Genomic DNA, 14,150 nt, shown 5'->3' with positions numbered 1-14,150 from the left:
GCAGAACCCAGGCTTTTGCAAGAGATCATGTCGCACTTGGATTCAATCTGCGAAAGAGGCATGCATCACGCATGGAATATTCGGGCGTGCAGCAACGTCCATACCGGTGAAGGACCCCGCGCCGCACCGGCGCCCTGTCCATTCCCCCACCCGCCGGCCGCGCGCAGTCCGGGCGCAGGCCGGCATCGCCGGAGCCTTCCCGATATGAAGTCGAACAAGCTGCTGGCCAGCGCCGTCATGGCGCTGGCATCCCTGGCCGCCCACCCTGTCTGGGCCGCGCAAGACCTGAATGTCTACGGTCCTGGCGGCCCCGCCCCCGCCATGAAAGAAGCCGCCCAGGCCTTCGGCAAACAGCACGGCATCCAGGTCAACGTCACCGCCGGCCCTACCCCGCCTGGGCGGACGAGGCCAAGCAGAATGCCGACGTGCTCTTCAGCGGCGCCGAAAACATGATGAGCGGCTTCGCCAGTACCCTGCCCGGTGTGTTCGACCTGCGTGAAGCGCGCACGCTGTACCTGCGGCCGTCGGCCATCCTCGTGCGTCCGGGCAACCCCAAAGGCATCCAGGGCTTCAAAGACCTGCTCAAGCCCGGCATCAAGGTCATGGCCGTCTCGGGTGCTGGCCAGACCGGTCTGTGGGAAGACGTGGCCGGCCGCCTGGGCGACATCGATACCGTGCGCGCCTTCCGCGCCAACCTCGTCTTGCCCGAAGCCGGCAACAGCGCCCAGGCTCGCAGCCAATGGACCGACGAGCCAGGCATCGATGCCTGGCTGATCTGGAACATCTGGCAAGTCTCGAACCCCGCGCTGGCCGACGTGGTACCCGTGGAAGAGCCCTACCGCATCTACCGCGATGCCGGCGCCGTCGTCACGCACCACGGCAAGGCCAACCCGCAGGCACAGGCCTTCGTGGACTTCCTGGCATCGGCCGATGGCCGCGCCATCTTCAAGAAGTGGGGCTGGAAGACGGACTGACAATGCGTGCACGCGAAGCGGAAATCAGCCGGGTCGGCGCGGCTTTCCTGACAATTTGCTGAGCACATTTACCGCTGGCTTGCAGCCGCCGTTCAGCGATAATCAGGCAACTCAACAACCGTCTGGCTTCACCGATGCGCCTGCGTTCCGCCTTGCTGCTCTGCCCGCTGATCTACGCCCTGCACGCGCCCGCGTCGCTGGCGGACACCCGGGTGCAATCCCTGGACCAGGTGCCCGGCGCCATCAAGACCCAGGACGCGCGCAAACTGTACGACGCCCAGATGAGCGGCGCGCCCCAGCCAGACGGCCTGGGCGCGCAACTGCCGGCGGGGTTCACCGAAGCCTTTCTGTTGCAGCAGCTGGCGCCCGGCCAGAATCCAAAGCGGCTGCTGGTGGCCGGCGCCAAGGCCTGGCCGCAACGCTCCGGCTCGTTCGTCGCCCTGGTCTGCCTGGCCGCCACGGCCGAGCGCGCCGACCGACTCAAGAAATTCGGCGGCGGCGGCTGCGACAATCTTTCTCGCGATGAAGACAAGAACGAGGTCTGGCTCGGCGTGTTCGAGTCGGTCGCGGGCAGCGCGCCCAAACTGATCGCGCGCACCGAGGGCCCCGTCACCACGCAGACCGACTGGCGCGACACCGACATCGACCTGCCCATGGATCTGGATATGGCCGACGCCGGCACCCCGCGACTGGCGCCGCCCCAAAGCTGGAAACGCTTTGACCTGGCGCCCTACAAGATCGCCCCCGACACCGTGGCCTTCGGCCTGCGCGCCGGCTGGAACGAAGGCTATTCCGGCGGCGGCGCCGACTTCGAAGCCCTGTACCTGTTCCGCATCGACGGCACGACCCTGCGCACCGTGTTCGCCCAGCCCATGTCGTTCAGCAAGTCCATCGCAGGCGACTGGAACCCCGACGGCACCCGCGAACACGACGTTTCCGACGCCAGCAATTCACTGGTGATGCTGCCCGGCAAGACCGACGGCTACTTCGACATCCAGCTGCGCCAGCAAGGCGGCAAATGGAAGCGGACGTTCAAGTGGTCGACCGAGAAAGCGGCGTACGAATAAGCCACCCGCGCAACAGCACGGGTGGCCAGGAAGGTCAGCCCAGCACCTGACGCCGCGGCCGGCCTTGCGTGGCCGCCATGCCGATGGGATGCCCCGATGCGGGCACTGCCCGCTCGCGACCCCATGCACGGATGCTCTCGATCTGCTCAGGCGCGGTCTTGGACAAGGGCACGACATTGCGGAAACTCTGGCGGAACAAGTCCGGCGTCACGGCCGCGTCGCCATTCAGGTAGGCTTCCTTGACCACTTCTCGCACGGCGGCTTCCAGGTCCGAGCCAGCAAAACCATCCGAGGCCTCGACCAGTTCGTCCATCAGTTCAGACGGCTGCTCTTGTTTGAGGCCCCGCTTGACGTAGATATCGATGATTTCGCGGCGCTCGACCGGCGTCGGCAGGTCCACGAAGAAAAGCTCATCGAAACGCCCCCGGCGCAGCAGCTCGGGCGGCAGCTTGGACACGTCGTTGGCCGTGGCCACCACGAACACCCGGGCTCGCGCCTCTTGCAGCCAGTACAGGAATTGGCCCACCAGACGGGTCGATGTACCGCCGTCGCCCGCGCCACCGGTGGCGCCCGCCAGGCCTTTCTCGATCTCGTCGATCCACAGGATGCACGGAGACACGTGGTCTGCGGTGGCCAGCGCGTCTTTCAGGCGCGACTCACTCTGGCCCAGGTATTGCCCGTGTATGGTGGACAGGTCCAGGCGATACAGCGGCAGGCTCCAGCTGGCTGCGATGGCCTTGGCCGACAGCGACTTGCCGCAACCCGGTACGCCCACCAGCAGCACGCCCCGCGGCGGCCGTATGCCGCGTTCACGCAGGTCTGCGGTGAGCAACGGACGTTCTTTGTCCAACCAGGCTTTCAAGCCGCCCAGGCCGCCCACGCTAAGCTCGGTGCCACGCACCGACACCCGCTCGATGCCACTGATGTCGGCAAAAATGCGATCCTTTGCGTGCATCAACTCGACCATGTCGGCCTTGGTGATACGGCCATTGGCCAGCAGCGTCGCAATGATGTTCTCGGCTTCGATACGCGAAATCCCGGCCAGGATGGCGGCCGCGCGGCGCTCATCGTCGGCATCCCACTCGATCGGAAAATGGCCGCGATACGCATCCAGGTTTTCCCGGATGATCGCCTGCATTTCGTCTTCGCTGGGCGCCGACAGCGTCAATGCCATGCCGGCCCGCTGCAACTGACCCCAGACCGGTTTGGTGGTGATCACCACCACCACGCCGCTATGTTCGGCAGCGAGCATCACCACGTCCAGCAGATGGCGGGCCGAGGCCGTGTCGTCTTCGATATCGGACACTTCTGTCAGCACACAAGACAGGTTCTGGCGCTGCGCGAACTGCTGGCTGGCGAAATCCACGGCCCCTGTCACCGAACGATCTTCGTTGACCGAACGCCCGCCAACCAGTTCGCGCGTCCCTTGGGACAAGGTATGCACGTAGACCGGCGCATTCAACGGGGCGACCACTTCGCGCAACAGATCCAGCACACGGCTGCGCTCGGCGCTGCGGATCGAAATGAAAGGGATGCGGGCCTTGAGATAACGAGTCAGCGTGGCCTTGAATTCAGTGGTGTCGCTCATGGATATCGCTCAGGTAAGAATGTTTCGGCGCCGCAGGCCCGAGGGCGCGGCCACAGGGGCCACCGCGGACGGCGGCGGGGTTGAAGACGCCGCAACCCCGCGGCCAAAGCCCGCGGCACCGTTGCCGACGGACAACACCGGGTCGGACAACGCGTCGTAACGCAGCAGCGTGTTGTTGCGCAGCAGCACCGCCAAGCGACCGCTGCGGTCTGCCTTGGCACTGTTCTCCAGGGAGTCCTGGGCGCGCTGGGCAAACTTTTTCACCTCATCCGCCAGGTGGGTACGCAAGGTTTCCGGAAAGGACGCCAACTGCGCCAGCCGATGCAGAAAGTGCAGCGCGTAACGCGCGTTCAGAATGGCGTGCACGACCTGGTTTTCGTCCGCACCCACCCGCAAGTCACGAGTCAGATGCTCGGAACAGCGCGTCAAGCGGGCATTGAATTCGGCGACGAGGCGCTGCGAAAACAGCGTTGCCACGCCACCGCTCCAGGAAAGCTCGCCTTGGCGCATGCTGTCCAGGCAAGCCTCGTCCTGGGTCCCTTCGGCCAGGCGGTCCAGGCAGGCGCTCCACTGCGCGTAGGTACGCGGAATCTCCCCGCTCATCTATCGGACGCGGCGGATGAAGGGCGAGGCCGGCAACAAGTCCCAGGCCGGCAACGCGCCGGCCAGCGCGTCGCAATGTTCCGGCGGAGCAGGCGCGGGTTGAGGGGCCACGGCAGTTTCGGTCTTGGATTCGTTCTGGGGCGACACGGCGGCTGGCAAGGAGCCCTGGATCTGACGGGTCATCAACGCGTCCTCAAGGTTGAATCATGACGCGGCGCACCGAGTCATGCGAAGAAAGAATGTGCTGCTCGGGGCTGATGCCCTCGAGGCAGGCCGTCACGTGCGTGGCAACGCCGTCGCGTTCCGCGATTTCGCGCCGCACTTCGACCACTTCGGCCAGGCATGCCTTCAGCGCGTCGGCGGTCTGCAGGCGCAGGGTCAAAAAATTGGCCTTGGCGGCCTTGCGCGCCGTCTGAAACTGATGTCGCCCATTGAAAAACAACAACAGGAAGAACGCGCCCAGCGCCGGCATGAGCCAGCCCGACGAGATCCCCTTGACGATCAGGAAGAGTCCGCAGGCCAGGAAGATCCAGTTGATGATGGGCAGCTTCATCCCGGCCAGATGGCGGGCCTCCCGGGCAGCGATTTCTTGCTGCAGGTTTTCCAGCAATTCAGCTTCGTTGTCGCCATTCTGGCTCACTCCCTGCCAGCCCTCAATGTCCAGCGTCACATCCGCCGGCACGGCCATGCGAGCCTTGGCCGTCACATCGGCATGGGCGTCCAGGATCCAATTTCGTGAATGCGCTACCGCGAAACGCTGCGTGGCGCGGGTCACATGCGACACCTCGGGATGCATCGCCGCATTGGTCAGCAGCTGCGTGAAGTCCACGGCCTCGTCCAGCACGGTGGCTTGCAGGTCGTAGCGCTTTTGGGCGGCACGGCGATCGCCGCCCTCCTCGATGATCAACCGGCACATTTCGTCCTGTCGACGCAGCGGTAGTTCCTCGTCGTCGAAGCTGGTCACCAGCTTGCTCAGCAGGTCATCCACCGCCGCCAGCACGCTGGCCGCAGGGCTGATTTCTCCCTGGAACATGGACTGGAAATGCCCCAGCACCCACTCGTGCATCGCCACGCCATTGATCGCCTGGTTCAGGATCGGCCACGTCGGGCAAAAGCGCTGCAGGTTGGGATAGCGGGCCGCGTGATCCTTGGTGGGCGCCTTCGACAGCAGGGCCTTGCCCCATTGCACACGCTGCGCCTCGACAAAACCCGCCTGCTCGGACAGCTCTGCGATCCAGGAGGAAATCCGCTTGCCGCAATGCAAGGTGACGTCAACACCGAACACGCCGTTGGCCAGAGCATCCACCATCACCACAGTCTGGCGATTCAGTTTGTAGGGATTCTGCAAGCCGAAATAGCGATCCAGCCAAGTCCGGTTGACCTCATTGCGGCCCGCGCGACGGGCGATCAGCGCAAAGAACAGCGACGTCTTTTCATCGTCGCGGCGAATGGCCTCGGCCAAGGCCCGCTGCGCCAGATCCCGGTTATCGCCCAACCAGGCCGACAACGCCACCAATGCAGGCGCCAGCCAGTAGCGCGGGGCGGAAATCATCAGTTCCTCGGTCGCGCTACGCAGCGTTTCCTTGCGCACCAACTGGATGTCGGAGGCCTGCAGGATGCCGGTCGCCTGCCGGCGCACGATCCCGTAGTACTCGAACGTAGTGTCCAGTTCCTGGCGCACCTTTACCTGGCGCGTCTCGGCCAACGACAGTTCCTTGGCCTTCAGGTCTGATTCGACGAAATCGGCGAAGGCCTGTTCCAGGCGCGACAGCTCCGAACGCGTCTGGTTCAGTTCTGTCGTCATGAAGCCGACCTGATTCGATACCTGGGCGATGTTGTCGTTCAGGTTGCGCAGTGAATTGAAGATCCCGCTCAGGTCCGCTGTTTTTATCGTATTCGTTGACATAGGATGGAACGATCAGCCTTCGATAATGGCGGTCTGTCCCAACGCACTGACCGCGATCAGCTTGTCGGTATAAACCTCGATGAATGCATATTGGCCACCGCGCGCCAGCGAGCGCGCGCGCTCCATGCCGTTCGGCGCGGCCTGGCCTCGCTTGTAATGCTGGACGATGCTGCCGGAGCAATCCAGGGTATGGACCTCGTATGGGTCCCCCAGAAAGCACTTCGCCAGGATTCCGACCGGCAACGCGTCGATCTGGATATCCGGCAGCTCGTTGCGGATGGCTTCCATCAGCGCCTCGGTCGCCGCCCGACTGTGTACGTGGCCACCGGCATCCAATTGGGTCATGGCTTCGACGTAGGCCGTCGAACGCTTCTGGCGCAAGCGCGCCTGCAGTTCGGGACCGGCCAGCCGAGCACGAGCGGCAGCAGGACTCGTATCGACCCGCAGGTCAGTGGCCAATCCGGGTTGCGGGGGCTTTACCCCCAGGATGAAACGCGCCATGGCAATCGACAAAACCGTCGCTGGATTTGTCCCTGAAATCGTAAAGAGCTGAATCTTATACCGATCTCCATGCCATCCTGATTAATTGCTGCTTGGTCGAATGAAAATCACGCCGCATCCACATAATTGGGCTTGCCCCCCAGGAACGGCAGCAAATCCTCCGGCTTGTCCACCGAGGCCAGCGGAATGAAATACACCTCGTCCGCCACGTCCTGGCGCTGCACCGGAATGATCTGCAGATAATCCGGCGTCAGTGCGATCAGTTCGATCTTGTCGTTTTCATAATTGGACTCGAAGCGACTGCCATTCTGTTCCAGCACGAACCGCTCGGGATAAAAGCGTGCCGATCCGCGCAGGCTTTCAGCGCCCTTGAATATGGTCTTGCGAATCATGCGCTTGAGCACCCACCTGGGCGTGGGCTGCCCATTGCCCATGCCCTTGATGATGCGGCGCGTCTTGGCCGCTGCGATGAAGCTCAGCGCCATCAGCAGCATCACGCTGGCGAACACCGCCGTATGGGCACCGACCTTGCCGGTCGTCAGCTTTTCAATGCCGACGATCACGATGGAGGCCAGGAAAGACCCGTGGCGCACCCAGGTCCAGGTGCGCGTGGCGTCCTTGATGACGTCCACGGCGCGCTGGCGCTGGGCCAATAAATGGGATTCCAGCGCCTCCAGCGGCAGGTCGTAGTCGGCTTGGCTGATGGGTACGGCGTCGGTCATACGGAAGAACCTTTCTTGGCGCGGGAAAAAAGAAGGATTATGCCTTCTTGACGCCTGGCTACCGCCCCCCCCGGACAGACGATTTCGCGGCTCCAGGCCTGACAAATAAAAACCCGCATAGCCCAGGCAGGGCCACGCGGGTTTCAGCGTCGTAGCCGGGCGGCCAGCGCCCGGCAAGCAGCGGGATCAGCCAAATACGCGGAAGCGCTCGGCGTCGTCCATGAAGGCCTTTTCGCCGAAGCCGTTCTCGTTCGAACCGAACGGCATCTGCGCACGCAGCTTCCAGTAGGCCGGCACATTCCACTCACGCGCCACGGCGGCGTCGATCAGCGGGTTGTAGTGCTGCAGGCTGGCGCCGACGCCGGCGTTGGCCAGCGCGGTCCAGGCCGACAGCTGGGCCATTCCGCCCGCTTGTTCCGACCACACCGGGAAATTGTCGGCGTACAGCGCAAACTTCTCTTGCAGGCCGCGCACGACGTCCTGGTCTTCGAAGAACAGCACGGTGCCCACGCCGGCGGCAAAGCTCTTGAGCTTGGCTTCCGTCTTGTCGAAGCCTTCGGCCGGCGCCACCTTGCGCACTTCTTCAATGGCCAGGTTCCAGAGCTTTTCGCTTTCGGCGCCAAACAGGATCACCGCGCGCGAGCTTTGCGAGTTGAACGAAGACGGGCTGTGCTTGATCGCGTCCTGGATCAAGGTCGTCAGTTCCTCTTTCGAGGCAGTCAGGTTGCGGCCCAGCGAATACTGCGTGCGGCGCTTCTTCAGTGCGTCGATATATGCGTTGCTCATGAGGATATGCCTTTCGACTAGTAGATAGAGGGGTTGCGAGTGAACAAATTCTACTGGCCGCAGAAGACGCCGACCACCCGCAAAGCGCACTTTTTCCCGGAACAAACTGTTCCAGTTTTAGAGCGAATGGCCGGAAGACGCATTTTCGACGCACCAGTGCATCGGCCGGGGGACATGCCGGCAGCCCGCAAGCGACGCCGCAGGCCGGGTGGCCGGCGTGAAATGGTGGCAGACTGCACTTTTGCGCCCCCAGGGATCCGACCGATGCTCAAAGACCGCACCTTTCAGACAGGACTGGCCTTGTTTGCCGTCGTCGCCGGCACGCTGATCTATTTGCTGTGGCCCAAAAGCAGCGGCTACCCATCGATTGGCGGCGGCGGCTACGACTTGTCCGGCTTTGTCTACACGCTGGCGTTGCTGGCGTTCAGTGGCCTGTGGACGCTGGTGACCGTGATGGTGGGCATGAGCCGGCGCGACGCCCTGGCGGCCAAACGGTGGAACGGATGGGCCGCAGTCGGCGCCGCGACCTTCGTCGTGGCGGCCGTGGCATTTGGGCACAATCTGCGGTAGAAAGGCCTCACCACAACCGCGCAACATTAGAACGAGCGCCTGACCGTTAAAGCAAAAAGCCCGCCGAAACTTACGTTTCAGCGGGCTTTATTTGAGACCTGCTCGGCTACCGTCTTCAAGACGGCGACCTGCACGAGAATTCTTGGTGCGACGGCGAGACCCGAACTTCATAGCATGATTCCTAGCGCTATCACCAAAAAGTACCTAAAACGGTACCAAAAAATGAAGGCTTGGCCGATATGCACAGATACGACGCTAGACAATTGACGCGGATGGCTCACTTTTGAGCCGGTCGAGGTCAGCATGCTGGCGGCTCCGCGCAGTTCGAGGCGATGGGTGCAGCATTTGCACCCCGGCCAATGCCGCCCCAGGCGCGATACTTCCAAGCCTGCCTTCACCCTCCAGCTATGTGAAACGGTGCCCCAAATCCAGACATGCCCCAGTTCAGGACTAGCGGTCCCGTACATTCCGGCAAGTCCCTCCATTGCGGGTTAACAATTCGAGCGCAGGTTAACAATTTTTTTGTTAACCATACCTGGGGCAGTTTTCGCGCATATCGTTGTGGCGCAAGGCTTTGCGGCAAACACGACTGGCCCATGGCAGACCTCATTTGATTAACAAAAATCAAAAGGGGGAAATTTTCTGCGCGTGAGGGAACAGGTGGTTTCCAAGACCAAGCCGCCCCAGACTTTGACCGCCCCCCCGGGGGTGACCCTGGTCGTCTCGCCAATTGTGGATGCGCGTACTTTCGGGAACGGTCGGTCTAGGAGGCCATGCACACCATAAATTCAGGCCCCCCGGGTGCCATAGCTCTCCGCTGGTAGCCCGAACGTTCAATTTCATTTTTCGCGGGCATAGAAAAAAGACGGAACGGGCCGTCCCGGTGCCGTTTTGGCCCAGGGATTGATCCCCCCCCCTCCCCCTGGCTAGCCCTCCGACATGGCATCAGGGATGGGCGCGGCGGCCCGTCAGGGAACGATCAGATGCACAGCAAAGGACTAGCCGTACCTTGTCTTTGCTCGCCCTCTGTACCAGCAAGGCCGTATAGGCTGGGCATCGGAAACGACACGGGCCGCGCCGGGGGAGGCTCGGCCGTAAGGCAATACGCCGGGATGCTCAATGCCCGTCGTCGCTGGGCGGTTCGTCGCCTGCTGCCTGCCTGCGCTTCCTAACGTGGTATGCCGTCAGCACTGCATGGGCCTGCATATCCAGGCCAGGCCGGACCACACCGTCCCGGTCAGTCCAGACCTTCACCGTCAAGGGGCCGGACAGCGACACGCTCTCCCCGTCACCCAGGGCCATCAATGCCTGGCCCGCCGCATCTGAAAACGTGATGACGTTGACGAACAAAACTTCGCCATCGCCACCCGCTGCCCGGACCTTTGCAGTCACATACGGGCTGCCGTTCTTGCCCATACCCTTCTTGGGCTGGCCGTAGACCTTCCCGGCTATCAATGCATCAATCATGGTTCACCTCGGTTTGTACGCCTGGTGGCGATCCGCAATGCGCGCCCCAGGTCAGGTTTTATCAGGTTCGGCTTTGCAGGCTGTCGCGGCCGTAGTGGTGGAGGGTGGTATTGCCACCGCTCCGGCCACGCCATCAAAGCAGATTCTTGGACGCTCAGGTGGGCCTTTGGCCGGATTGTGTTTTCCCTTGCCATTTTTCCGGGGCAACATGGGCAACAGAGGCAACGCCCTTTATCCATGCGGGTTTCGCTGTTGCCCAGCCCCTGGCAACGCGGGCAACAGAGGCAACGCGAAGCCTGGAATAGTGCGGGAGATTTCGCCCCCGGCGAGTATCGAAAGGCAGGGGGCTGCTCATGAAGGCCTTCCGTCGTCCAGCTTGGCCGGATCAATGTGGTAAAGGCGCGGGGTGCCCGTAGGCGTGCGAGTGGTCTTTGACCGCCTGCCCGTATCGGCATCGGCCAGTGCCCCCACCTGATCCAATGCTGTCAGCACACGCATCAAGTCGTAGCCCTTGGTGGCGTCGCGCAAGCCCCCCGACGTGAACAGGTAGAGCCGCCGCCCCATGTCATCTTTCCACCATCCAGCCCGGTCGCGCACCAAGGGGGCGTCGTAATCGTCCAGGCCGGAGAAGCGGCTGTCGCTGTGCCGGTCAATGAAGTCTTCCACCGTGCGCAGGATCGTCACGTGCTCGGCGTTCTGGCCTGCCGTACCCCGACCTCCCCGCCACAACCTAAACGCCGCCAGTGCCGCCCGGATAGCGGTATCCGGCGTCCAGGGCAAGATGCCCGCCTTGATGGCTATTTCTCCGGCCAAGGCGCTGACCGCGAGCATCCGCGCCGCTCGGCCTTCCTGTCCGTCCAATTGCCCAACCCTGCGCTCGATCACCGCCAGCGCCTCGGCTTCGTCCAGTCCGCCACGCCTGTCCTCGATCAACGCCCCCACGAATGCACGTCCGGCGTGCCCGTAGTGCTTGGCGGCGGCGTCGCGCACGGCCTGGGACAAGCTCGCCCCCGATGTGTGTCCGTGCAGGTCGTCAAAGATACCGAACTTGCCCGCAACGGGGATATCCAGCATACGCACGGACTGCCCGGCCTTGGCCTCAAAGCCACCCGCCGCCATACGGCTGGAAATGGTCATTTCGCCCGTAGAGCATGAGTAAACTCGCCAGCGCGCCACCTTGCGGGCGTCACCGTAGACCGTGGCACGGCCTTTGCCCTGGCCGTTGCCCAGCGCATAGATGGCCTCATACAGTTCCTTGGGGCTGATTTCGCCAATCTCATCCAGCGCCAGTAGCGTACTGGTGTGCATCTTGGCTGCGCCTTCCAAGCCATTGGCCGTAGCCCGCCAGGTACGCCGGAAATCCGGCCCGCCCCACGCAGAGATGGCCGCCATCAAGGCCGTGGTCTTGCCGGTGCTGCTATCGCCGTAGAAGTGCAGGCCGCCCCCGTCGATGTTCAAGCATTCCAGCAGGGGGCCTGCCAGCGCCGCGCAAATAGCCAGGGCGATGGCAGGATTGCCCACGGCCTTGGCTGCTACCTCCCTTTGCCAGCCTTCCATGGTGCCCGCCGTGCCGTAGGGGGCGTGACGGCCCACCGCTTGGAACCATATGTCATCGGCCCCGATCACCTCATCCGGCAGAACAAACACGCCGTCATGCCAGCCCGTGACTGTGGCGGCTCGCAATCTCTCCTTGGGCTGCTGGCTGGCAATGTAGTGGATGATGCGTGCGCGCTGCTTCAAATCGAACACCAATCCGTCGGACAGCAGCACCTGGCGCGCTTCGCTGCCGTCGCCCGCCAGCATCGCCATGGGCATGGCCCATTTCTTCCAGCGCCCAGTTGCGGACAGGAAACGCAGCAGGCGGCCATGCTCGCCGTCTTCGCGGTCCGTCGTGATGGCATCCACGTGCAGCGGAGCCGATACCCAATCGTCCGTAAGCGTCGGGGGCGCTTCGTTGTTCTCCTTGATGCCGTGGTAATAGACGCCCGGGCGGTGCTTCCTGCCGTGGCGCGTGGTCCATTCGTCGTAGACGTTCCAGCAAGGCCGGTCGGACTTACCGGGAAAAGGATCGGCAGGGGCGCGCTCATCCAGCGCGACGCTGGAACCGACACGGGTATCCACCGCGTCCAAGGGTTCAAGTTGGATTTCCGTCATACCGGTTGCCTCATTCGATCCCTCAACACGTCCGCCCAGTCCTGGCCCACTCTTTCAGGGATATAGACACGGGCGGTCAGCCCCTTGCCTGCCGCGTGCATGGCGAGCCGTTGCGCCGCGTCCTGGCCGGTGTTGCTGGCGTCGTTGTCCCCCATGACATAAAGGTTCTGGACCTCGCCGGGCCACTCGAACGATTGCAGGCCGTGAGCCGACACAGCCGCCCAGCACCCAATGCCGTGCATAGCCATGACCGCCAGCGCCGTTTCGATGCCTTCGGCCACCGCCAGCCCGGGCCGCCCGTCGGGGCGTGTCTGTGGCCTGCCCAGGCGGATAGCCGCCCCCGACATCGGCCCGGATGTTCCGGTCAGTTTCTTGACCGTCGGTACATCTGCCTTGCGCCCGTCCCAGGTCAGGTATGTGCGATGGACTGCCACCACTTCCCCAGTGGGCCGCGCCACCGCCGCCAGCATGGCCGGGAACAGACCCATCAACTTGCCATCTTCCCAATATGCCAAAGCAGGCTCAAAGCGCAGCGACGGCGTATCAGGAATGGGCAGGCCGCGCCCCGCCAAGTACAGCGCCACCGGATCGCCCGCCGTGATAGGTGCCGCCCCCTCGAATAGATCGCGGTTCTTGATGGCGTGGGCCTCCCACTGCCTGGCCTGCTCGGCCTCACGCTCAATCTTGGCCAGCCTGATGCGTTCGCGGTGCGCAGCCGATTCAGCGGGTGACATACGCTCACGGGCTACCCAGGTGCCCATTGCGCCGCTCTTCCAGTTCCACCAAATGCCCGACGGGTTGTCGCTGTCACCGAAGTAGCGATACGCGCCACTGCGCTTGCCGCCTCTGTCGCCATCGACCTTGACGCGCATCAGCTTGCCCTCTGTCACAGTGTCGATGCGCAGGCCGCCCAATGCCGCCGCGTTGCTGAATTGCGAGTAGTGGAGGCTCACTCTTTCTCCCCCCGTTTGATGCCAAGGCAGTCGCGAAGCCGATACCAAGCCGCGTGGTGCTCCACAATGTCTTTAGCCACCTCAATCAGATGCAGCAACGTCACATCCTCCGCTGACGCAGCATCACGTATGGCAATCAGCATCGCTTGAAGCTTGTCTTTTTGATCCTCCATGCAGTCAAGATGCAGGCCCACCATGTACCGGTCATACGGCGGGCGGGATTGGGCTGTGGCGTGCGCGGTCATTGCGCCACCTCTGCCCCGGTCAAGCACAGCGCCTTACGCAGATTGGTCAAGGGGGTTTGATCTTCGTGCAGCTTGTAGGCGGCCCATATGAGAGATTCGAGCACTTCGTTTTGTGGAAGCATCATGCTGATAGCTCGCAGGATCCCGCCTATCCGCTTCTTCTCGCTCTCAATCCGCTCCAGGCACATTTCCGCCTGCAAAAAGTTGGGCTTGCCGAAATCGGGATGATTGGAGGTGAAGATGCCCGTAGGCGTGTAGCCCGGGATGCTCACGCTTTGGTGAGCATCGCGATCTTGGGGAGATACAAGCTTGATGCCTGGATTAGCCACGGTGCGCCCCCGCGATAAAACCGGCCAGCCCTTCCGCAAAGCCATCATCGAAGCCCTGGCACAAGGTCAGGTAATCAGGCATTTCAGGGCGGCCCAGCGCCAGCAGGAACGAGGCGCGCTGCTGGTCGCGGAATACGGCCAAGGTGTGCCCATGCTGCGAAAACCAGTCAGCGGCGCGTTTCTTGCCCATGTCATGGGCGGATTGGTAGTCGGGGGGCGTGTTTTGCGCAGACGTGCGCGGGGAATGGTTAGCCATGGCGGCCTCCTATCGAGTCGTAAGACCCA

General features: G+C 63.0%; 15 protein-coding genes and 1 pseudogene. 3 read left to right on the top strand and 13 right to left on the bottom strand.

Translation table 11 applies throughout. The annotated features are described in order from the left end of the window. Positions 1-204: 204 nt before the first annotated feature. Together ACUDP5_RS05815 and ACUDP5_RS05810 are read left to right on the top strand one after the other, a co-directional pair. Positions 205-974: pseudogene (locus ACUDP5_RS05815) on the top strand (substrate-binding domain-containing protein). 134 nt (positions 975-1,108) lie between these two features. Then, positions 1,109-2,041 carry a hypothetical protein gene (locus tag ACUDP5_RS05810; protein WP_445658354.1) on the top strand — a complete coding sequence of 311 codons (933 nt, stop codon included), beginning with the start codon at positions 1,109-1,111 and terminating at the stop codon, positions 2,039-2,041. Between the two features lie 34 nt (positions 2,042-2,075). On the opposite strand, the gene ACUDP5_RS05805 is transcribed toward ACUDP5_RS05810, so the two are convergent. The 7 genes from ACUDP5_RS05805 to ACUDP5_RS05775 all read right to left on the bottom strand — a co-directional run bounded on the left by ACUDP5_RS05805 (position 2,076) and on the right by ACUDP5_RS05775 (position 8,147). Further along, the gene (locus tag ACUDP5_RS05805; protein ID WP_263910331.1) at positions 2,076-3,629 is read right to left on the bottom strand and encodes an AAA family ATPase; all 1,554 of its coding nucleotides are present in this window, start codon (positions 3,627-3,629) and stop codon (positions 2,076-2,078) included. Between the two features lie 9 nt (positions 3,630-3,638). After that, entirely contained in the window at positions 3,639-4,232 is a 594-nt protein-coding gene (locus ACUDP5_RS05800) for a hypothetical protein (protein ID WP_445658353.1), read from the bottom strand. Continuing rightward, positions 4,233-4,415, bottom strand: coding sequence for a hypothetical protein (locus ACUDP5_RS05795; protein WP_263910328.1), 183 nt, complete (start codon positions 4,413-4,415; stop codon positions 4,233-4,235). A 10-nt stretch (positions 4,416-4,425) separates the two neighbouring features. Then, positions 4,426-5,937 carry a hypothetical protein gene (locus tag ACUDP5_RS05790; RefSeq protein WP_445658352.1) on the bottom strand — a complete coding sequence of 504 codons (1,512 nt, stop codon included), beginning with the start codon at positions 5,935-5,937 and terminating at the stop codon, positions 4,426-4,428. A gap of 213 nt (positions 5,938-6,150) precedes the next feature. Beyond that, positions 6,151-6,639, bottom strand: coding sequence for a hypothetical protein (locus ACUDP5_RS05785; RefSeq protein WP_263910325.1), 489 nt, complete (start codon positions 6,637-6,639; stop codon positions 6,151-6,153). A 107-nt stretch (positions 6,640-6,746) separates the two neighbouring features. Next, entirely contained in the window at positions 6,747-7,361 is a 615-nt protein-coding gene (locus tag ACUDP5_RS05780) for a hypothetical protein (RefSeq protein WP_445658351.1), read from the bottom strand. A 186-nt stretch (positions 7,362-7,547) separates the two neighbouring features. After that, complete coding sequence (locus tag ACUDP5_RS05775; protein WP_175190910.1) at positions 7,548-8,147, bottom strand: nitroreductase family protein; 600 nt, start codon at positions 8,145-8,147, stop codon at positions 7,548-7,550. Between the two features lie 39 nt (positions 8,148-8,186). On the opposite strand from ACUDP5_RS05775, the gene ACUDP5_RS05770 reads away from it, so the two are divergent. After that, positions 8,187-8,717 carry a hypothetical protein gene (locus tag ACUDP5_RS05770; protein WP_445658350.1) on the top strand — a complete coding sequence of 177 codons (531 nt, stop codon included), beginning with the start codon at positions 8,187-8,189 and terminating at the stop codon, positions 8,715-8,717. A gap of 1,116 nt (positions 8,718-9,833) precedes the next feature. Here the strand turns inward: ACUDP5_RS05770 and ACUDP5_RS05765 are convergent. The 6 genes from ACUDP5_RS05765 to ACUDP5_RS05740 form a co-directional block, all read right to left on the bottom strand. Continuing rightward, positions 9,834-10,184, bottom strand: a complete 351-nt coding sequence (locus ACUDP5_RS05765) for a single-stranded DNA-binding protein (protein WP_445658349.1) — start codon at positions 10,182-10,184, stop codon at positions 9,834-9,836. A gap of 351 nt (positions 10,185-10,535) precedes the next feature. After that, positions 10,536-12,338 carry a DUF927 domain-containing protein gene (locus tag ACUDP5_RS05760; RefSeq protein WP_445658348.1) on the bottom strand — a complete coding sequence of 601 codons (1,803 nt, stop codon included), beginning with the start codon at positions 12,336-12,338 and terminating at the stop codon, positions 10,536-10,538. Then, entirely contained in the window at positions 12,335-13,291 is a 957-nt protein-coding gene (locus ACUDP5_RS05755; protein WP_445658347.1) for a DUF7146 domain-containing protein, read from the bottom strand. Before ACUDP5_RS05755 ends, ACUDP5_RS05760 begins: the two co-directional genes overlap by 4 nt. Beyond that, positions 13,288-13,536 carry a hypothetical protein gene (locus ACUDP5_RS05750; protein WP_445658346.1) on the bottom strand — a complete coding sequence of 83 codons (249 nt, stop codon included), beginning with the start codon at positions 13,534-13,536 and terminating at the stop codon, positions 13,288-13,290. Before ACUDP5_RS05750 ends, ACUDP5_RS05755 begins: the two co-directional genes overlap by 4 nt. Further along, positions 13,533-13,865 (bottom strand): hypothetical protein, encoded by a 333-nt coding sequence (locus ACUDP5_RS05745; protein WP_445658345.1) that lies wholly within the window; start codon positions 13,863-13,865, stop codon positions 13,533-13,535. Before ACUDP5_RS05745 ends, ACUDP5_RS05750 begins: the two co-directional genes overlap by 4 nt. Then, positions 13,858-14,121 (bottom strand): hypothetical protein, encoded by a 264-nt coding sequence (locus tag ACUDP5_RS05740; RefSeq protein ID WP_445658344.1) that lies wholly within the window; start codon positions 14,119-14,121, stop codon positions 13,858-13,860. The genes ACUDP5_RS05745 and ACUDP5_RS05740 overlap by 8 nt, the downstream gene beginning before the upstream one ends. Positions 14,122-14,150 lie beyond the last annotated feature (29 nt).

It is taken from the genome of Achromobacter sp. NCFB-sbj8-Ac1-l (assembly GCF_052695805.1).
This window is presented reverse-complemented; position numbering and strand designations above follow the sequence as displayed.